Consider the following 18,294-nt stretch of genomic DNA (forward strand, 5'->3'; position numbering starts at 1 on the left):
TTGTTTTATATTTGTTTACCGTTCGTTCCGAAGCCCCCGCCCCTATGGTAACTGCCGGAACCAACGAAGAAATCCCCACAGCCAAGGGACCGTATTGTTGGAATGGATCTTTATTCCAATGCATTGACAAGCCATTGGACAGGACGAAAGCACATGAACCCACCGTTGTATCTCCAAACGAGGAAATCATGATTGACTATGAGAAAGAACCAATGGTGCAGAAACTGAGAGTAGATAAACGGATTGGTGAAAATAGGCAAGAGAACATCAGACAGATTGAAAGAAATCATGATTCTATTGTTGTACCAGAAGAAAAAGGAATCTATGTCTATCATGTTTTAGCCTATTGGGAAAAAGGAGACAGAAACTATACGTTCTCCGTCAAAGTGGAGTAGAATATGCTGTAAAAGGAATATACTGAGGTTTATAAAGATGTATCTTGAACACATGGAGAGGAAGAACATATCATGGCCGAACATAAAATCTACAAAATGAGTTTCTCAAAGGTCTATCCCCATTATATTGCGAAAGCTGAGAGAAAAGGCCGTACAAAAGCGGAGGTCGATGAAATCATCCGCTGGCTGACAGGGTATAGCCAGGAAGAGTTGGAAGCACAGCTGGAAAAAGAGAAAGACTTTGAAACCTTCTTTACGGAAGCTCCCCAGTTGAACCCATCAAGGGATTTGATCAAGGGTGTCATCTGCGGCGTCAGGGTGGAAGAAATCGAAGAACCGACGATGCAGGAAATCCGCTACCTGGATAAGCTGGTCGATGAACTGGCAAAAGGCAAAGCGATGGAGAAGATTCTGCGGTAATGGTGATGCATCAGGAAGTACATATATTCTGGCTTTTTTGTATGGAAGAATAGCCAGGGTCACAAAAACAGGATAGAAATAATCACATGGAACGGAAGTAAGAAGGAATAAAGATGGGGAGTGGAACGGTGGAAATCAGAAAGGCTTTGCCGAACGAGATGGAATTTATTGAAAAACAAAGATTGGAAGCATATGAGGAGTATTCAGATGTTTTGCCTGAAGCCCATTGGGATGCACTGAAAAATGAGCTTAGTTCCCGTCCGGCAAACACGGGTGGGGAAGAAGTGTATGTCGCACGGATCGATGGCAGGATTGCAGGAAGTGTTGTGCTTTATCCTGCCAATACGAAAGCATACGAAGCGTTCGGAGAAAAAACGGAGCATCCGGAAATCCGTCAGTTGGCTGTAGGAAAAGAGCATCGCAGAAAAGCTGTAGGAAAGTCACTCCTGCAATTTTGCCTAGATGCAGAGAAAGAAAAAGGCACCCGCGTTATTGGGCTGCACACTGGTGAGTTCATGACAAAAGCATGTAGTCTATACGAAAGCATTGGATTTGTGAGAAATCCAGCGGAAGACATGGAGCCTCTGGATGATGGAATTATTGTCCTGGGATATAAAAAAGAACTCAACTGAGCCACGCACTGACAAACTTGCAAAAGAGGGAATAGTGTGGCAGTTGTTTAAATAGTACCTTCAAGAATTCTACATATCAAATGTTTGTTACAGCATCTGATGGTACATAATAGCTAACCATTAGAAAAAGCTTGAGGATAAAACACACCCTCAAGCTTTTTTGGCATAATTTCCATTATAGGACAGACAGGGGCTGTTCTATTGGATGGCGCCCGCGATATCATAGTCGGCGGGATCGATGTCTGTTTCTTGTCCGAGCGCGAGTTTGGCCAGTTGCGTGCCGATGAATGGACCCATCGTCAATCCAGAAGCGCCCAGTCCATTAGAGAGCAGCAGCCCCTCATATCCGGGAAGTTTTCCGAGCACTGGCAGGAAGCCCGGGGTGTACGGCCGGAACCCGACCCGTGTTTCGATGATGGAACTGTCGGCAAGGCCTGGCGCTGCATCCAATGCTTTCGACAGGATCTCATGGACACCGCCCGCAGTCGCCCTCGTATCAAGGCCTGCTTCATCTTCATGGGTGGAGCCTGCAACAATCCGCCCATCCGCGAAAGAAAGCAGGTAGGAATTGTTCGGCGGCATGACGACCGGCCAACCTGAGGTATCCATCTGTGAAAGTCCCAAGTGCATGATCTGCGCTTTTTGTGGGGTCACTTGGAAATCGACGCCCAGCGGTGCCAACAAATCATTCATCCAAACACCGGAAGCGGCAATGACCATATCCGCCTCGATGGAATTTCCGTTGACAGAAACACCAGTGATGGTGCTTCCTTCAGTGAGGAGCTGGGCCTCCCCTTCGATCATCTCAGCCCCGTGTTTCCTGGCACCCCGGAGCAGAGCCTGGCAGAGCTGTCTGCCATCAACACGGGCACCACCGCTTACGTGTACTGCCCCATATCCTGCTGCAAGAACAGGAAAGGCTTCTTTTGCCTGGTGTTCATCCAGCATAGTGATGTCGCCGATCTCAGGGGCATCTTCCCTGCGCTTTTCCGCACGTTCTTTCATGCCTTCAAGTTTACGTGCTTCGGTATGGAGGCTGATTGCCCCGACCTTCGCATAGCCGGTTTCCGTTTCCCCGTCATCTGCAAGGGACTGTATGATTTCCGGATAGATCGCGGCACCGCCTTTGGCGAGGCGGTACCACTTCTTGTTGCGGCGCTGGGACAGCCATGGACAGACGATACCCGCTGCAGCATCGGTTGCCTGCCCCTCATGCTGCCGGTCGATGATGATGACCTCGGCCCCGGGTTTTGCCAGCTGGTAGGCCGTACTGGCGCCAAGGATGCCGGCACCGATGATGATGAACCGTTTTGCCATCAGCCGGCAGTGACCACTTGTTTCATGGCCTTCATTTTCCCGAGGTGTTCGTTCTCATGCTGCAGGATCATGTGGAAAATATCGCCATATGTCTGGAAGTTGCCGAATGGCAGTTCATAAGGGAGCTCCTGGGCAAAGAAGTCATCCTCCAATTTACTGATGCGTTCCTTCTGCTGCTTCAGCAGGGAGGCGAGTTCTTCCAAGTCAGGGATCTCACCTTTCCAGTCAGCAGGTTTGGTCCCCATGCCGAACAGGTCGTTGTATTCTTCCGGCAGATTGGCGGAATGCTTCGGGAAGCCGAACAACAGGGATTCCGGTGTTACCAGGACATGACCGATATGCCAGCGGATCGTATTGTTGAAATAGGACGCTTCCTTGTCGGCCGTTGTTTCATCCAGATTTTCTACAAATGCTAAAAATGTATCTCTTGTATAATTGAATTGCTCTTTCATTCCATTACCTCCCAATAGTTTCGTCTTCTTTCACTATAAAAATAAACGATGCAAATGTAAAATTACTTGCCCGTTGGGGAGGGATTTTCCCAGGGGGTGAAGAAAGATTCAAGGGAGGGAGGGGAAACAGCATGATGGCAAAAACCATAACGAACGTCATATTGGTAGCAGGCATCTTGAGCCTGGTCATCGGATTCGTCTTGGCCTATCAGATGGCTAATCAACAGCCCGGAATGCCGCAGGGGGCGGGGCAAGAAAGTGCCAGGATCAATTGGCGTTCATTCTTTCAGATTTACTTTCAATTTTTCACCAACGGGATGATCCTGATCGGTGTGTCGGAGGGAATCCGGCTGCTGCAGAAAATCCATGATAAGAAGCCGGCCGGAGTGATGCCCATTTTGTACCGAAAAGGGAAACAGGAACCACTGGAGGACTGGGAAGAAAGAGAGAGGATGGAAGAGTCGGACTGGCAGCTTTCGGAGGAAGATGTCATGAAAATCTATGACCTGTTTCAAGGGGAAGCAATCCTAGAGCTCCTGCCATCCCCGTTTGACCATCACTGTGCGGTGAAAGTGCAGAGGGAAGATGGGCCTGTGGTGGAGGTCGTAGATGTCAGCGGCCCGGAGGCAAAGGAAACTGACGACTGGGAGATGGAGAGACGGGTGAGGGAGTGGTACAGGGAATCGGTGTAGGCGGGCCAGCGAAACCCCCTTCATTGTAGAGACCCAACAGATGTGATAAAATTTTCATAGTTAATAGAAGCTACATAGGAGAAGGAGAATGATGATGAGTAAAACGTTGATTTTCGGACATAAGAACCCGGACACAGACACAATTGCTTCAGCACTTGCTTATGCCGACCTGAAGAACCAGTTGGGTGTGGAAGCAGTACCGGCACGCTTGGGTGAAGTGAGCAAAGAAACCCAGTATGCATTGGACTACTTTGGTGCCGAGGCACCTGGCCTCATCGAGAAAGTGGAAGATGATGTGGATTCCGTCATCCTTGTCGACCACAACGAATTCCAGCAGAGCGTCGACAATATCCAAGATGTGAAAATCGCCGAGGTGATCGACCACCACCGCATTTCCAACTTTGAAACCAAAGAGCCACTTTACTTCCGTGCCGAGCCGGTCGGATGTACAGCAACCATCCTGAACAAAATGTTCAAGGAAAACAATGTGAAAGTTTCTAAGCAAACAGCAGGACTGCTTGTTTCCGCCATCATTTCCGATTCCTTGCTGCTGAAATCCCCGACCTGCACACAGGAAGACGTGGACGCAGCCAAGGAACTGGCAGAAATCGCCGGCGTCGACTTGGAAAAATACGGCCTAGACATGCTGAAAGCCGGAGCAGATCTCAGCGATAAATCCATGGTGGAACTCCTGACCATGGACGCGAAAGAATTCTCCATGGGAGATGCCAAAGTGGAAATCGCCCAGGTGAATACAGTGGATGCCAGCACCATCTACGAAAATCAGCAGGAGCTTGAAAAAGAAATCAACAACATCATCGAAGAAAAGAACCTCGACCTGTTCCTGTTCGTTGTTACAGATATCCTGGAAAACGACTCCGAAGTCCTTGCACTCGGACAAGGTAAGGATAAAGTGGAAGCAGCATTCGATGTGTCCTTAGATGACAACAACCGTGCCCTCTTAAAAGGTGTCGTCTCCCGTAAGAAACAGATCGTTACCGTGCTTACAGAAGAATTCACCAAATAATGCAGTTATGGAAAGCAGCCCCCTTGGAGGGCTGCTTTTTCTGTGGGATGTGGGGGAGCGCGCGTGAATCGGCAGGAGGATGGATATATCGCCCGGAGCGTGCGTGAATCGGCAGGAGGATGGATATATCGCCGGGAGCGTGCGGAAATCGGCAGGAGGATGGATATATCGCCGGGAGCGTGCGGAAATCGGCAGGAGAATGGATATATCGGCCGGAGCGTGCGTGAATCGGCAGGAGGATGGATATATCGCCTGGAGCGTGCGTGAATCGGCAGGAGGATGGATATATCGCCCGGAGCGCGCGTGAATCGGCAGGAGGATGGATATATCGCCGGGAGCGCGTGGAAATCGGCAGGAGGATGGATATATCGCCCGGAGCGTGTGAGAATCAGCAGGAGGATGGATATATCGCCTGGAGCGTGCGGAAATCGGTAGGAGGAAGGATATATCGCCCGGAGCGCGCGTGAATCGGCAGGAGGATGGATATATCGCCGGGAGCGTGCGGAAATCGGCAGGAGGATGGATATATCGCCCGGAGCGCGCGTGAATCGGCAGGAGAACGGATATATCGCCCGGAGCGTGCGTGAATCGGCAGGAGGATGGATATATCGCCGGGAGCGTGCGGAAATCGGTAGGAGGAAGGATATATCGCCCGGAGCGCGCGTGAATCGGCAGGAGGAAGGATATATCGCCCGGAGCGTGTGAGAATCAGCAGGAGGATGGATATATCGCCGGGAGCGTGCGGAAATCGGCAGGAGAATGGATATATCGCCCGGAGCACACATATATCCCAGGAACCCGCCTGTACCGCGCAATCATCCACATCCTAATCACGAAGTCTCCCTCTAATTAGACATAAAAAAAGCTATCCACCAGAGTGGATAGCTTTTTTAACCAAATCAGCTGTTACGCTTTAACAACGTTAGCTGCTTGAGGTCCGCGGTTTCCTTCTTCGATATCGAAAGTCACTGTTTGACCTTCTTCCAAAGTTTTGAAACCTTCTTCTTGGATTGCTGAGAAGTGTACGAATACGTCGTCTCCGCCTTCAACTTCAATGAATCCAAAACCTTTTTCTGCGTTAAACCATTTTACTGAACCTGTGTTCATTGTTAAATTCCTCCATGTGCTCGTTTGGCACGTTTATTACTATTTCTGTTCTTTCACTTTCAAGATGGTACTGCTGTGTAATCTGAGAAGAGATCTTGTATTGCTTCCGAACATCAATAATTAATTATAGTATAACACACAGTCCAAAAAATATATACTCTTTTTATAAAAAAATCCTATTGTTTTTCGGGATAATTTTTTTTCGTCTTCAAATGCTATGGATAAGCACGTTGAAGGGGGAACTGAATGATGAGTGGAAAACCGAAAGGGCCGAAGCAGAAGAAGCATCCGGATTTGCCGCAGAGCCCGCAGCAGCCATATGGTGAGCCGTTGCAGGGGAACAAGGATGTAAAGCAGAAGAACCATTCGAGGCAGAACCGCAATCCGCACCATGGCCTATAATATAGAAGAAAGACAGCCGGGATGGCTGTCTTTGTTTTAATTTGATTTCTTTTCTTCTATCTCCAAACGTTTCCTTTCCAGGTTCAATCGTTCCTTCTCCAAACTCAATGCTTCCCGCTTGAATTCGTAATACTTTTTGGTTGAAAAGATGCCCATGACCAGACTTACAATGACAACAAGCATGATGAATACTAAAAATAAATCCATTTCGACCCACCCCATATTTTTCAAATCTACCATGCCATCATACCATAGCAGTTGGTGAACGGAAGAATCTAATCCCTGCAGCCAAGCATGCCATCGTGTACCTACATATTCACGTTATTTTACGCAATAAGCCCAGATGGAAGAGTACTTGATAACTGTACACCTCGTTTTGCTCGTATTATGATAACACTACGTAGAAAAGACGGGGAGGGGTTTTTTATGTGGAAGGATTTCAAGGAATTCGCGTTCAAGGGGAATGTGTTGGATTTGGCGGTGGCAGTGGTGATTGGTGCTGCTTTTGGAGCGATTGTGACCTCTCTGGTGGAAAATATCATCACACCGACGGTCGGCATCCTGCTTGGCGGGGTGGACTTCACCAAACTTTCCCTCACGGTTGGCAGTTCGGAAATACTCTATGGAAATTTCCTGCAGTCGGTGTTCGATTTCTTCGTCATCTCTTTTTCCATCTTCCTGATCATCCGGGTATTGATGAAGTTCAAACGGGAGAAGGAGGAAGAAGAAGTAGCAGCTGAGGAAGAGGAAGCAGATGTGCGGGAAGAGCTGCTGACAGAGATAAGGGATCTGTTGAAAGAACAGAACCGGAAGCTGAAGTAAGCTAGGTGGCCAAGAGTAAACTGGCGGCCCGCAGCAAATCCTGTACACCCGCGTCGTTCACTGGATGGAAGGGCAGTTGGGAATTGCCGGTCTTTCAGCTTCAGGAAAGGTGGTATATAGATGGAGATTTTGACGGTAACAGGATATAAACCCATGGAATTGAATATTTTCAAGGAAGATGATCCCCGAATTGCTTTCATCAAGGCAGCTGTGGAAAAAAGGTTGATCGGTTTTATTGAAGAGGGACTGGAATGGGTGCTGGTTTCCGGACAGATGGGGGTCGAGTTGTGGACAGCTGAAGTGGTTTTGGATCTGAAAGAGCAATATGACATCAATCTGGGGATCTTCCCTCCGTTTGAGAACCAGGAATCCCGCTGGCCGGAGCCATTGCAGGAGAAATATCAAGAGCTGATGATGGTGGCTGATTTTTTCAAACCCATCTATAAAGGGGAATACAAAGGCGCTTTCCAGTTCAAGGCGAAAAACATGTGGCTGGCTGATAAAAGTGATGCCTGCCTGGTGTTGATGGATGATGAATTTCCGGGAAGTACGCGATTCTTCCACCAAGCTGCAAAGGAACAAGAGAATTATCCGATCTATACGATCACCCCGGCCGACCTGGACGATATCGTAGAGGAAATGCGCATGTCAGACCCGGATTATTGGGGGTAGAACCTGCTGCCTGGAAAATAATCTCGCTTTTTGTGCATATACATAGAGAAACAGGTATAAGGAAAGGCGGAATGGCCTTGTATTATTATCCCGTTTCTTACAGGCAGCAAAATGGTCCGCGGCGGGTGATCACGGTAGATGGCAAGGGAAGTGTATCGGCAGCCCCGGATGCAGCAAGTGTCCAGTTGGGGGTCGTCACGGAGAATGACATGCTCGCGCAGGCACAGGAAGAGAACAATGCCACGATGAACAGGGTGTTGGAAGCGTTGCGGGATCAGGGAATCCCGGCGGAGGACATCCGCACGACTGTTTATCAGATAGAGCCGAGATATGACTATGTGGACGGTGCGCAGGTGTTCAGAGGTTATGAAGTCCGGCATGAGGTGACAGTGACCATCTCGGATCTTGCCCGAATCGGCAGGGTCATCGATGCCGCCGTACAGAGTGGAGCCAATCGCGTTTCAGGGGTGCAGTTTTTCATGGCAAACCAAGGGGCGGCATACCAGCAGGCGTTGCAAAAGGCTTATGAAAATGCTGTTGCCAAAGCGGCTGCACTCGCCGCAGCCATGCAGGTATCCTTGGATGTGACGCCCATCCATATTACCGAACAATCCACCCCCACGATCCAGCCGTACACTGCTGTTGCCCTTGCTGAAGATGCAGGGACACCAATCGAGCCAGGACAACTGACCGTCACAGCGGAAATAGAAGCAGCGTTCATGTACGGGCCAGGGCAGTAATGGAACTTCCTGGCTGAACGCGCATGTTGGAGAAAAATTGACTGTATAAAAATGGGAGCATTGCTGGAAAATAAATGTTATAATAATCGGAAATATTTCCATCAATCAAAAGAGGGGGATGACATGGAGTTTGTAATCCGGAGGGCAGGAAAGAAGGATATCAAACACATCCAGCAGGTGGCTGTGACGAGCTGGAATGCGACCTATAAGGGGATCATTCCTCTGGAGATCCAAAAGAAATTTCTCCAGAATGCCTACAGTGCCAAAACCATGAAGAAACGCCTGAAACACACCCATCTGTTTGTAGCGGAGGCGGATGACCGGATTGTCGGTTTTGCGAACTTCTCAGATGTGAAGGAGAGAGGGAGGGTGGAACTCGGCGCCATCTATCTCTATCCGCATTATCAGGGGAAAGGGATCGGCAGTGCTTTGCTTCAGGAAGGGATCGATCAGCTAGGCGGCGTGGAGGAAGTCTACTTGAATGTGGAGAAGCAGAATGAAATCGGGAAGAACTTTTATCATGCAAAGGGGTTTGAGCAGGTATCCGAGTTCCAGGATACATTTGACGGGCATATCTTGAACACGCTCCAGATGGTATTGAAGGTGGAGAATAAAGCAGGAACAGCTTAAGCTATGCATCAAGCGGTCTACTTCAGGGGAGGAAGAGCTGCATGTGTTATGAGGGAAGGATTTCTGCCTGGGCGGGATATCTGCTGACCATAGGAATGTTGATTTCCGTCCAATTGTCCAGCTATGCCGTTTTATGCTATATCCCGTTTTGTTTGGTGGTGCTCTCCTTGAAATGGCGGATATGGATGGAGGGGGAATCTGTGCATGTGCGGGCCCTCTTGTTCGGCCAGCGTGTGTACCGGAAGATGTACCGGTCGGATGAAGTTGTAGAAATGAAATTCTTGCGCACCGGATGGACAAGGAAAGCGGCAACGATAAAGGTGAAGGATGGTTGGAGGGTGAAAATAGAGAACCATCAACCCGCTGGCATCTTTCGAGAACTGGATGACTTTGCCGTCCGTAACAGGATCCCGATCCGTAAAACCAAGGACTATCATCTGCTGGAACGGATGGAGCGTACGAGGGAGGCCTCAGGCTAGGAGTGTGAGGAATCTGGACTGTCCCATGATCCTTCCTCTTGTTTAAAAACTTCTCTAAGAGGAATTATATAGGTAACCTTTTGTTTAGGAGGAAAAATCCATGGGACGATTGATTCGTAGATTGATCAAATACGGACCGATGATCTATCCGGTTGTACGGAAGTTTTTAAATAAGCGGAAACAACAGAATACCACGACAAGCGGGCGCTAAGATCTTCCGGACTCTCCGGAGGATTTTTTTCTATCTGTGCATGGTTTGTGGATACGCATGCAAGGTTCATCGGGAGCTGCCATCTACGTTTACAGGAGGCTGCACTGGTCGATCGGGAATACTGGAACAACAGGGGGGAGAGAATAAAACGTTTATGGCGGACATATGGTTATGGTATACTTTCATGGAAAACAGAAAAAAGAAGTCTGCTTTTTGGCAGGAGAGGTTCGCAATTCCATCCCTCTATAAAAAACTAAGGAGATCAGACAACACGGCTTCTTGGGTGTTGTTTTTTTTGATGGAAACATGCTTGCTTCTCTTCTTTTTAAAGAAAAAGGGGAGGAATAAAAATGGATAACCGAAAGGCAATTGTTGTATTCAGCGGTGGACAGGATAGTACCACCTGTCTCTTCTGGGCGCTGGAAACATTCGATGAGGTGGAAGCTGTAACGTTCCAGTATGGACAGCGGCATCACGAGGAACTGGACTGTGCCAAGGAGATTTGCCAAACGCTTGATGTACCGCATCATGAACTGGATATGTCCTTATTGAACCAGCTGGCCCCGAATGCGTTGACGCGTGGAGACATGAAAATTACGGAAGGGGAGGACGGCCCACCATCTACCTTTGTACCGGGGAGAAATCTGCTGTTCCTGTCTTTCGCAGGTGTATTGGCAAAGCAAGTAGGTGCCGCTCACTTGATCACCGGTGTAGGAGAAACGGACTTCAGCGGATACCCGGATTGCCGGGATGTCTTCATGAAATCGTTGAATGTGACGCTGAATCTGTCCATGGATCAGGAATTTGTCATCCATACGCCGCTGATGTGGCTTGATAAGGCAGAGGTATGGGAACTCAGTGACCAACTGGGAGCTTTCGAGTTTGTCAAAGAACATACGCTCACCTGCTATAACGGGGTGAAGGGAAGCGGATGCGGCGAATGTCCTGCCTGCAAACTCCGCAACAGAGGTCTGAAGCAATATGAGGCCCGCAAGGCGGGGGTGCATGCTGAATGATGCAGCAGATCTATCCGCCGGCTGTTCATGATTTTTCGTATGAAATCAACAAAGATTTCCATTTCGCTGCCGCTCATTATATCCCACATGAAGATGCCGGTACGTGCAGGCAGCGGCATGGCCATACATATTTCACCAACATCACCGTTGCCGGGGATGAATTGGACCACACTGGGTTCTTGGTGAATTTCAAAGTGGTGAAAGATCTGATCCATAAGCGGTTCGACCACCAGACGCTGAACGATGATGAGGGCTTTTCAGATGTTGATGCAGAACTTTTCCCTACCACGGAGGTTGCGGCGCGGACCATTTGGGAAATTGTCCAGGGCTATCTGAACACCCTCCCGAACAAGCCGGCATGTGTGCAGGTATACCTGCGGGAGACACCGACCAGTTACTGCATCTACCGTCCAAAGGAGGTGCGCTCCTGATGACGATACCTGTGATGGAAATATTCGGGCCCACCATTCAAGGGGAAGGGATGGTCATCGGCAGAAAGACGATGTTCGTCCGTACCGCTGGATGTGACTATTCCTGTTCCTGGTGTGATTCCAAATTCACCTGGGACGGTTCGGAAAAAGATGCTATCCGGAAAATGGAGCCGGAAGAAATCTTTGAAGCATTGAAAGAGGCGGGTGGTGAGAACTTCGGCCATGTCACCATTTCCGGCGGGAATCCTGCATTGTTGGCAAGATTGGATGGGCTGGTCGATCTCCTGCATGAACATGGCATGAAGGTGGCATTGGAGACGCAGGGGAGCAAGTGGCAGGACTGGTTTATCCATATTGACGACCTGACACTGTCACCGAAACCGCCGAGCTCCGGCATGAAGACGGATTTTTCCGTACTGGATTTCATTATAGATTCATTGCAACGCAAGCAGAAGGGGGAATTCAGCCTGAAAGTGGTCATTTTTGAGGAAGCGGACTTGGAATACGCTCAGCATATCCATCAGCGGTATCCGGATGTCGAGCTGTTCCTCCAGGTGGGGAATGATGACCTGGAGACCGTGGAGGAGCAGGAATTCCTTCCTTATTCACTGCGCAGATATGAGCGGTTGATCGATCGGGTGATGGAGGATGATATATTGAAAGATGTGCGGGTGCTGCCGCAACTCCATACGTATCTGTGGGGGAACAAGCGCGGGGTGTGATGGCTGCGGATTCCGGCGTTCATGTGCGTTCTACTAAGAATCCTTCGCGTGCCGCTTGGTAAGCCGCAAGTAGCGCCTCACACCCGCCGCTGCGGAAATTCCACTACGCTTTCCGCGGGTGACCCGTGAGCTCTCTCGAACTACGTTCTTCGCGATCTCACTCTGGTCACGGTTCCCGCAGGACCCTTCGTGGATTTCCTCCGCTGGTTTGGTGATTTGATTGTAGTGATGTCTGTAGCTGTAAGAGAATAGAAGAATTCAATGATAGCCGGGTGATTTTAGGTGATTGATCCACAGTCATTCGAAAATCAGATCGATTCCATAGCGTAGACAAAATACGTAGACTCCAGTGGGAACAGCACGAGTATGAAGACCCCTCAGGAAGCGTCCTTTGCTTCCGAGGAGACTGAAGCCGTGCCCACGGAAAGCGAAGTATTTTGTCACAGCGGCGGCAGTATTCTGCTGTATTCGCCATAGATTGGAGCTCCATTAAAGCAATAAGCAATATAACCACTAAAAAAGGCTTAGAGACATTTTCTCTAAGCCTTTTTCTGCAGCATTCTATTTTTTCTTGCATCAAAGCAGGATAATTATGGAAACATCTTGAATAATTACATAGAAGGTTTTAAAAGCGGAGAAGGTGGGATTCGAACCCACGCGACGGTTGCCCGTCCTAATGCATTTCGAGTGCATCCCCTTCAGCCGGACTTGGGTACTTCTCCATCATAGAAATGGTGCTGGTAGGGTGAACCCCCACACGAACATAGCGAGTAATGTGTCTATCAACTCTGCTACACCTGCCAATAAAAACCACATAAAAAATAATAATCCTTTTTTTCGATTTCTTCAAGGGATTTGCGTGGATTTTTTTTGCTCCAATATAAGATGAAATGATGGAGTATTTGGAATGAAAGCATACTACAAACAGGAATGGAGGATAATCAATGAAAAAGCCTATGCCCATTTTCGGGCTGATTCTATTGCTGGCGAGCGCCGGCTTGGCAGTATTCTTGTGGATGGAAACGGAAAGGACAACAGAAGACCAGGCAGAAAGTGCAGCAGCGATGGAAGAGGAGGCGGAGGATGATGGTCATACGGAAGAGATTTCCGAGCAGAGGGAAAAGATCAAGGGCAGTATCAGCGAGCAAGAGCTTCAGGAGTTTGAGGAACAGGGATTGAATCCATTCGGTGAGGACAGGCCCCATTATGAATTGACGGATGACTATTACCAGGAGTATATCCATGGTATGTCCCATCAAAAGGTGAAGGCGTCGAAAAAATGGGGGTTCTACGAGATTCACCCACAGCGGATCAACTGGCTGTTGGAAGGCATGGAGAAGGTCGCACTGGATCATGAGGATGTCTATCGGAGAATCCTTTTGAAGTGGAAGGAAGGGGATTTTTCCACGGCAGATGCCGACCATAACGCTGTCTGGGAACTGCAGGGTGGAACTGTAGGAAAGGCCAGCGGTGTCATGGATCCGGAAGAAGAACAGGCATACTTGGAAAGTGAGAAAGAGTAAGTGAGTAAAAAACGATAAGCAGTTTTCTTGCCAGTTTTCCTCCTCTTTTGTAACAATGAAGACAGTACTTAGTTTATAAAATGGAGGAATCAATACATGAAAATAGCAGCTTTGGTAGGTAGTAACAGGAAAGACTCATACAACAGACAGCTTACTGCATACATGCAGAAAAGGTATGACGGGAAATTGGACATAGAAGTCCTCCCGATCGACCAGCTTCCATTCTATAATCAGGATGACGAACTCAATCCGCCTCAAATTGTAGAGGACCTACGTAGTATCATCAAGGAGAGCGATGGTATCCTTATTGCAACACCGGAATACAATGGTTCCATTTCCGGAATGTTGAAGAATGCTCTCGACTGGTTTTCCCGTGTGGATCAGGTCATGGTCAATAAACCGACCATGATTGTCGGTGCGTCCATGGGAGCTCTGGGCACTGTCAAGGCCCAACTGCAACTTCGCCAGATCCTTAATGCGCCTGGAATCGGTGCTTTGACCCTGCCGGGAAATGAGGTAGTGATCGGCACTGTTCATGAAAAAATCGATGCTGACGGCAACTTAATGGATGAGCAGACCATTTCCTTCCTTGATCATGTTGTGGAAAACTTCATTAAATGGGCGGAAAATGTGAAATTCTATAGCTAAATAGTATATAAATGGAAGGACACGTCTCCCGTCATAGGACTAGGGGCGTGTTTTTTCATGGGAAGGCAAAGGAATTTGGCAAAATGTGTAAGACATGTTGTATAATCAAACATGTAATAGAAGTGGTCCAGCAATAATCGACCATATTTCTTAGTGATTGATAGATTGGGAGGGTAAACAATGAAAAAGTTACTTATTTTGGCATTCCTTGTTCCTATGTTATTGGCTGCGTGTTCGAATGATGAACCTGCCGATGAACCGACAGACACGGATCAAGAGGAAACGACAGAGAATGGTCAGGAAGAGGAAACAGCCGGTGAAAATGAAGAAGAGCCTGCTGATGAAACGACAGATGAATCGGATCAGGCAGGGGAAGACAATGAAGCAGCAGATGAAGGTGGAACCGCTGAAGAGGCACCAGAAGAAGAAGCTGATGACACCGAAGGAACAGAAGACGGATCAACTGAGGAACAGAAGAACAATGAAGCTCGGGAGAGAGAAGAGGTTACGTTCCAAGGGTTGGCTGATTCCCATTCCATGGAGGTCCAGACAGCCGAAGGAGATGTAAAGGTCGTATCCTTCTCTCCAGATGATTATGAATTGCTGGGCGAATTATCCCCAGGCACCACCATTTCCTATGAATTGACAGAAACGGAAGATGGTATGGTGTATGCAGAGAATGTAGAGGTCGTCGAATAAACCAGACGGCGCCAATGAAAATATGAGTAGAAGTTCAGGCACGCTTTCGGTCCTATGACAGAAGGCGTGTTTTTTTGATTGATTAGACTGGGGAGATCGGGACCATCGGCAAGTATGTGCCCGTTATCAAGCCATATACCTGCGTTTTCACCCCGCTGAATCGTTCTAGGAAAGAAACAGCACATTAAATGACTGAAAAATCTCCTTTTTTTTACTATTGATCTTTGGTATCATAAGTGTATGTTTAGCAATTGACAAACTTTTCTCATAGGTACAAATAATCAAAAAGGGGGAATTGTTTTATGAGAGAAAGAAAATGGTTTGCAGCAGTGCTGATGATTGGACTTGCTCTTCTGCTGGCAGCTTGCGGCTCCGGGGAAGATGTGGATGGGGCAGAAGAAGGCACGGCTGAATTAGAGGATAGTTATACGGTGGTCAGTGACAACTCCTTTGTTCCTTTTGAATTCATGAAAGACGGAGAGCATGTCGGTTTTGACATCGACCTGATCAACGCCATCGCTGATGAGGCGGGTTTTGAAATCGAGATGGAGACCACCAACTTTGATGGTATCATCCCTGGCCTCCAGACAGGTCAATTCGATATTGCCATTGCGGGGATCGGTATTACCGAAGAAAGGAAGAAGAGCATCGATTACAGTGATCCTTACTTCGAATCCGGTCTGGCCATCGGGGTAGCAGCAGATAATGAGGATATTAAAGGTATCGAGGACTTGGAGGGCAAAACGATTGCCACACGTCTGGGGTCCACTAGCTCTGCCTATATCAAAGAGAATATCGAAGGAGCAGAAGCAAACGAATATGAACAGTTGGACCAGGCATACTTAGCTGTTGAAAATGGCAGTGCCGATGCCATCCTGTATGACGACCCGAATGTCCGCTACTATATCCAGACTTCCGGTGAAGACAGCCTGAAAGTCGTCGGTGACTTGTATCAGGCGGAGGATTATGGAATTGCCGTGACCAAAGGCAAGGAAGAGGTTGTGCAAGCCATCAATGAGGCGCTTGCTACATTGAAAGAAAACGGCACCTACGATGAAATCTATGAAAAATGGTTCGGTGCAGCTGAGTAGAACAACCAATTGAATAGAGACAACCGAGAGGTATACGTCAACTCGTGAACAGATGGATGGGGCTTATCCCACTGTACAGGAGGGACTTCGGTTCCTGTGTATGAACGCCTTTTTGGCACAAATATAGTGGTTTATCCAAGAATGAATGAAACTTGGCTGTTTCGTGCCTTTGCTCGTATACAGCCAAGTTTTTTTACTGTTCACTGTGATTGGAAGATGAAGTGACTAACAGAAGTAGAGGTGAAAGTATGATTGATTTTGATTGGGCCGGCGTCATAGACTTTCTGCCGGAACTCGGCACCGGCTTGTATTATACATTGCTCATATCCATTGTCGGGCTGTTGCTGGGTTTTGTGCTCGGGGCCATTTTCGGACTGGGCAGAATTTCAAAAAGTAAAATAGTATATGCCCTGTCATCCATTTATGTGGAGATTATCAGGGGTACACCCGTACTTGTACAAGCTATTTGGATATTTTTCGCTCTACCGCTGATCACCGGCTATAATATGGAGTCGGTGACAGCAGGTATTATTGTCATCGCCCTGAATTCAGGGGCATATATCGCAGAAATCGTCCGCGGTGCGGTGGATTCCGTGGATAAAGGGCAAAAGGAGGCCGGACGGTCCCTTGGTCTGGATCAGCGCCAGACCATGAGGTACATCATATGGCCACAGGCGTTCAAGCGCATGATCCCACCATTGGGCAACCAATTCATCATCAGTATCAAGGATACATCGCTCCTATCGGTCATTCTTGTACCGGAGTTGATGTTCCAAGGCCGGATGATTGCGTCGAACTATTTTAATGCTGTGGAAATCTACACGGCTGTGGCAGTTTTCTATCTTGCCATAACCCTGTCATTGTCCTTTGTACTCCGGTTAATAGAAAGAAGGTTGGATATCCAATGATTACCGTGAAAGATCTACACAAAAGTTTCGGAAAAACTGAAGTCCTGAAAGGAATCGATTGTGAAATTGAGCAGAAAGAAGTGGTATGTGTCATCGGACCCAGCGGATCTGGCAAAAGTACATTCCTTCGCTGCCTAAACATGTTGGAAGAAATTACCGGAGGCGATGTGGTCATCGATGGGGAAAGCTTGACTGATCGCAATACGGACATCAACATGATCCGGACAGAAGTGGGGATGGTGTTCCAACAATTCAATCTCTTCCCGCACAAGTCGGTCATCGAAAACATCATGCTGGCTCCCTTGAAGGTGCGTAAAATCTCCAAGGAGGAAGCACGTAAGCGGGGAATGAACCTGTTGGAAAAGGTCGGCTTGGCAGATAAGGCGGATCAATATCCGAGTCAGCTTTCCGGAGGCCAGCAACAGCGTGTGGCCATTGCCAGAGCGTTGGCGATGGAACCGAAAGCCATGTTGTTCGATGAGCCGACCTCCGCATTGGACCCTGAACTCGTCGGAGAAGTACTTGAAGTAATGAAACAGCTGGCAGAAGAAGGCATGACCATGGTAGTCGTCACCCATGAGATGGGGTTTGCCAGGGAAGTCGGTGATCGGGTTCTGTTCATGGACCAAGGTATTATCATGGAAGAAGGCGATCCGGAACAAATATTCACCGATCCGCAATCAGAAAGGACACAGGAATTTCTCAATAAGATATTATAATAGAAGAAAGAATGCAATACGGCATGTAAATCCGTCCTGGATTTGCATGCTTTTTGTGTGATGTCGGGGGAGCGCGAGGGAATCGGCAGAAGGCGCGGGAAATCAGCCGGAGCGCGGCGAAATCGGCAGGAGGCGCGAGAAATCAGCGGGAGAGCGAGGGAATCGGCAGGAGGCGCGGGAAATCAGCGGGAGCGCGAGGGAATCGGCAGAAGGCGCGGGAAATCAGCCGGAGCGTGGCGAAATCGGCAGGAGGCGCGGGGAATCAGCGAGAGCGCGAGGGAATCAGCAGGAGGCGCGGGAAATCCGCCGGAGCGCGAGGGAATCAGCAGGAGCCGTGAGATATCCGCCGGAGCGCGGAGAAATCGGCAGGAGGAGCGGGAAATCAGTCAAGTCCTCATTGTTGTGTAAATTCTAGTTACAATTTTTCAACCACTTATTGATTATATGGAATTTGGTTTGGAAGGAAGGGGGGACCCCCTTCCTTCCAAACCAAATTTTTCGCCCGTCTGTTATCCTTTTCTAAACATGATTTGCTTCTT

The 18,294-nt window shown here is 48.4% G+C and carries 28 protein-coding genes, 1 tRNA gene and 1 riboswitch; of the genes, 24 read left to right on the forward strand and 5 right to left on the reverse strand.

Features of this window, described 5'->3' with window-relative positions; translation table 11 throughout:
- The first annotated feature begins 11 nt into the window (after window positions 1-11).
- From ACFOGI_RS14640 to ACFOGI_RS14650, 3 genes are all read left to right on the forward strand, one after another.
- Entirely contained in the window at window positions 12-395 is a 384-nt protein-coding gene (locus tag ACFOGI_RS14640; protein ID WP_390274120.1) for a hypothetical protein, read from the forward strand.
- Window positions 396-467: 72 nt separating this feature from the next.
- On the forward strand, window positions 468-815 hold the full coding sequence (locus ACFOGI_RS14645; RefSeq protein WP_390274123.1) for a DUF2200 domain-containing protein: 348 nt from the start codon (window positions 468-470) through the stop codon (window positions 813-815).
- Between the two features lie 113 nt (window positions 816-928).
- Window positions 929-1,447 (forward strand): GNAT family N-acetyltransferase, encoded by a 519-nt coding sequence (locus ACFOGI_RS14650; protein ID WP_390274124.1) that lies wholly within the window; start codon window positions 929-931, stop codon window positions 1,445-1,447.
- A gap of 198 nt (window positions 1,448-1,645) precedes the next feature.
- On the opposite strand, the gene ACFOGI_RS14655 is transcribed toward ACFOGI_RS14650, so the two are convergent.
- Together ACFOGI_RS14655 and ACFOGI_RS14660 are read right to left on the reverse strand one after the other, a co-directional pair.
- Window positions 1,646-2,764 (reverse strand): NAD(P)/FAD-dependent oxidoreductase, encoded by a 1,119-nt coding sequence (locus tag ACFOGI_RS14655; protein WP_390274127.1) that lies wholly within the window; start codon window positions 2,762-2,764, stop codon window positions 1,646-1,648.
- Complete coding sequence (locus ACFOGI_RS14660; RefSeq protein ID WP_390274129.1) at window positions 2,764-3,216, reverse strand: DinB family protein; 453 nt, start codon at window positions 3,214-3,216, stop codon at window positions 2,764-2,766. Before ACFOGI_RS14660 ends, ACFOGI_RS14655 begins: the two co-directional genes overlap by 1 nt.
- 134 nt (window positions 3,217-3,350) lie before the next feature.
- Between ACFOGI_RS14660 and ACFOGI_RS14665 the strand changes: the two genes are divergently transcribed.
- The 5 genes from ACFOGI_RS14665 (at window position 3,351) to ACFOGI_RS14685 (ending at window position 5,640) form a co-directional block, all read left to right on the forward strand.
- On the forward strand, window positions 3,351-3,908 hold the full coding sequence (locus ACFOGI_RS14665) for a hypothetical protein (protein ID WP_390274132.1): 558 nt from the start codon (window positions 3,351-3,353) through the stop codon (window positions 3,906-3,908).
- A 94-nt stretch (window positions 3,909-4,002) separates the two neighbouring features.
- Window positions 4,003-4,935 carry a manganese-dependent inorganic pyrophosphatase gene (locus tag ACFOGI_RS14670; protein WP_390274134.1) on the forward strand — a complete coding sequence of 311 codons (933 nt, stop codon included), beginning with the start codon at window positions 4,003-4,005 and terminating at the stop codon, window positions 4,933-4,935.
- A gap of 63 nt (window positions 4,936-4,998) precedes the next feature.
- Window positions 4,999-5,202 (forward strand): hypothetical protein, encoded by a 204-nt coding sequence (locus tag ACFOGI_RS14675; RefSeq protein ID WP_390274137.1) that lies wholly within the window; start codon window positions 4,999-5,001, stop codon window positions 5,200-5,202.
- Window positions 5,175-5,402, forward strand: coding sequence for a hypothetical protein (locus ACFOGI_RS14680; protein WP_390274138.1), 228 nt, complete (start codon window positions 5,175-5,177; stop codon window positions 5,400-5,402). Before ACFOGI_RS14675 ends, ACFOGI_RS14680 begins: the two co-directional genes overlap by 28 nt.
- Before the next feature lie 52 nt (window positions 5,403-5,454).
- On the forward strand, window positions 5,455-5,640 hold the full coding sequence (locus ACFOGI_RS14685) for a hypothetical protein (RefSeq protein WP_390274141.1): 186 nt from the start codon (window positions 5,455-5,457) through the stop codon (window positions 5,638-5,640).
- A 201-nt stretch (window positions 5,641-5,841) separates the two neighbouring features.
- Here ACFOGI_RS14685 and ACFOGI_RS14690 read toward each other — a convergent pair whose 3' ends face one another.
- Entirely contained in the window at window positions 5,842-6,042 is a 201-nt protein-coding gene (locus ACFOGI_RS14690; protein WP_390274143.1) for a cold-shock protein, read from the reverse strand.
- A 249-nt stretch (window positions 6,043-6,291) separates the two neighbouring features.
- On the opposite strand from ACFOGI_RS14690, the gene ACFOGI_RS14695 reads away from it, so the two are divergent.
- Complete coding sequence (locus ACFOGI_RS14695) at window positions 6,292-6,444, forward strand: small acid-soluble spore protein P (RefSeq protein ID WP_390274146.1); 153 nt, start codon at window positions 6,292-6,294, stop codon at window positions 6,442-6,444.
- Between the two features lie 36 nt (window positions 6,445-6,480).
- Here ACFOGI_RS14695 and ACFOGI_RS14700 read toward each other — a convergent pair whose 3' ends face one another.
- On the reverse strand, window positions 6,481-6,651 hold the full coding sequence (locus ACFOGI_RS14700; protein ID WP_390274148.1) for a hypothetical protein: 171 nt from the start codon (window positions 6,649-6,651) through the stop codon (window positions 6,481-6,483).
- A 219-nt stretch (window positions 6,652-6,870) separates the two neighbouring features.
- Here ACFOGI_RS14700 and mscL point away from each other — a divergent pair, with 219 nt between their 5' ends.
- The 8 genes from mscL (at window position 6,871) to queE (ending at window position 12,167) form a co-directional block, all read left to right on the forward strand.
- Window positions 6,871-7,266: a large conductance mechanosensitive channel protein MscL gene (gene mscL / locus ACFOGI_RS14705; RefSeq protein WP_390274150.1), complete on the forward strand. Its 396-nt coding sequence runs from the start codon at window positions 6,871-6,873 to the stop codon at window positions 7,264-7,266.
- Between the two features lie 120 nt (window positions 7,267-7,386).
- The gene (locus tag ACFOGI_RS14710) at window positions 7,387-7,938 is read left to right on the forward strand and encodes an SLOG family protein (RefSeq protein ID WP_390274152.1); all 552 of its coding nucleotides are present in this window, start codon (window positions 7,387-7,389) and stop codon (window positions 7,936-7,938) included.
- A gap of 77 nt (window positions 7,939-8,015) precedes the next feature.
- On the forward strand, window positions 8,016-8,678 hold the full coding sequence (locus tag ACFOGI_RS14715) for an SIMPL domain-containing protein (RefSeq protein ID WP_390274154.1): 663 nt from the start codon (window positions 8,016-8,018) through the stop codon (window positions 8,676-8,678).
- Between the two features lie 123 nt (window positions 8,679-8,801).
- On the forward strand, window positions 8,802-9,308 hold the full coding sequence (locus ACFOGI_RS14720) for a GNAT family N-acetyltransferase (RefSeq protein ID WP_390274156.1): 507 nt from the start codon (window positions 8,802-8,804) through the stop codon (window positions 9,306-9,308).
- Between the two features lie 41 nt (window positions 9,309-9,349).
- A complete protein-coding gene (locus tag ACFOGI_RS14725) occupies window positions 9,350-9,787 on the forward strand; it encodes a hypothetical protein (protein ID WP_390274158.1) in 438 nt (145 codons plus the stop codon).
- 427 nt (window positions 9,788-10,214) lie between these two features.
- Window positions 10,215-10,261: riboswitch (PreQ1 riboswitch) on the forward strand.
- An 87-nt stretch (window positions 10,262-10,348) separates the two neighbouring features.
- Entirely contained in the window at window positions 10,349-11,014 is a 666-nt protein-coding gene (queC, locus tag ACFOGI_RS14730) for a 7-cyano-7-deazaguanine synthase QueC (protein WP_390274160.1), read from the forward strand.
- Window positions 11,011-11,445, forward strand: a complete 435-nt coding sequence (locus tag ACFOGI_RS14735; protein ID WP_390274163.1) for a 6-pyruvoyl trahydropterin synthase family protein — start codon at window positions 11,011-11,013, stop codon at window positions 11,443-11,445. The genes queC and ACFOGI_RS14735 overlap by 4 nt, the downstream gene beginning before the upstream one ends.
- Window positions 11,445-12,167 carry a 7-carboxy-7-deazaguanine synthase QueE gene (gene queE, locus ACFOGI_RS14740; protein WP_390274166.1) on the forward strand — a complete coding sequence of 241 codons (723 nt, stop codon included), beginning with the start codon at window positions 11,445-11,447 and terminating at the stop codon, window positions 12,165-12,167. The genes ACFOGI_RS14735 and queE overlap by 1 nt, the downstream gene beginning before the upstream one ends.
- A gap of 632 nt (window positions 12,168-12,799) precedes the next feature.
- On the opposite strand, the gene ACFOGI_RS14745 is transcribed toward queE, so the two are convergent.
- Window positions 12,800-12,889, reverse strand: a tRNA-Ser gene (locus ACFOGI_RS14745).
- Window positions 12,890-13,111: 222 nt separating this feature from the next.
- Between ACFOGI_RS14745 and ACFOGI_RS14750 the strand changes: the two genes are divergently transcribed.
- The 7 genes from ACFOGI_RS14750 to ACFOGI_RS14780 all read left to right on the forward strand — a co-directional run bounded on the left by ACFOGI_RS14750 (window position 13,112) and on the right by ACFOGI_RS14780 (window position 18,163).
- The gene (locus ACFOGI_RS14750; protein WP_390274169.1) at window positions 13,112-13,690 is read left to right on the forward strand and encodes a DUF6241 domain-containing protein; all 579 of its coding nucleotides are present in this window, start codon (window positions 13,112-13,114) and stop codon (window positions 13,688-13,690) included.
- A gap of 96 nt (window positions 13,691-13,786) precedes the next feature.
- The gene (locus ACFOGI_RS14755; RefSeq protein ID WP_390274172.1) at window positions 13,787-14,338 is read left to right on the forward strand and encodes an NADPH-dependent FMN reductase; all 552 of its coding nucleotides are present in this window, start codon (window positions 13,787-13,789) and stop codon (window positions 14,336-14,338) included.
- A gap of 180 nt (window positions 14,339-14,518) precedes the next feature.
- Entirely contained in the window at window positions 14,519-15,037 is a 519-nt protein-coding gene (locus ACFOGI_RS14760; protein ID WP_390274175.1) for a hypothetical protein, read from the forward strand.
- A gap of 302 nt (window positions 15,038-15,339) precedes the next feature.
- Window positions 15,340-16,128, forward strand: a complete 789-nt coding sequence (locus ACFOGI_RS14765; protein WP_390274177.1) for a transporter substrate-binding domain-containing protein — start codon at window positions 15,340-15,342, stop codon at window positions 16,126-16,128.
- 248 nt (window positions 16,129-16,376) lie between these two features.
- A complete protein-coding gene (locus ACFOGI_RS14770; RefSeq protein WP_390274179.1) occupies window positions 16,377-17,036 on the forward strand; it encodes an amino acid ABC transporter permease in 660 nt (219 codons plus the stop codon).
- On the forward strand, window positions 17,033-17,755 hold the full coding sequence (locus ACFOGI_RS14775) for an amino acid ABC transporter ATP-binding protein (protein ID WP_390274181.1): 723 nt from the start codon (window positions 17,033-17,035) through the stop codon (window positions 17,753-17,755). Before ACFOGI_RS14770 ends, ACFOGI_RS14775 begins: the two co-directional genes overlap by 4 nt.
- Before the next feature lie 57 nt (window positions 17,756-17,812).
- On the forward strand, window positions 17,813-18,163 hold the full coding sequence (locus tag ACFOGI_RS14780; protein ID WP_390274184.1) for a hypothetical protein: 351 nt from the start codon (window positions 17,813-17,815) through the stop codon (window positions 18,161-18,163).
- The last annotated feature ends 131 nt before the right edge of the window (window positions 18,164-18,294 follow it).

Origin of the sequence: Virgibacillus xinjiangensis (genome assembly GCF_042643145.1) — a bacterium.
GTDB lineage: Bacteria > Bacillota > Bacilli > Bacillales > Amphibacillaceae > Virgibacillus_O > Virgibacillus_O xinjiangensis.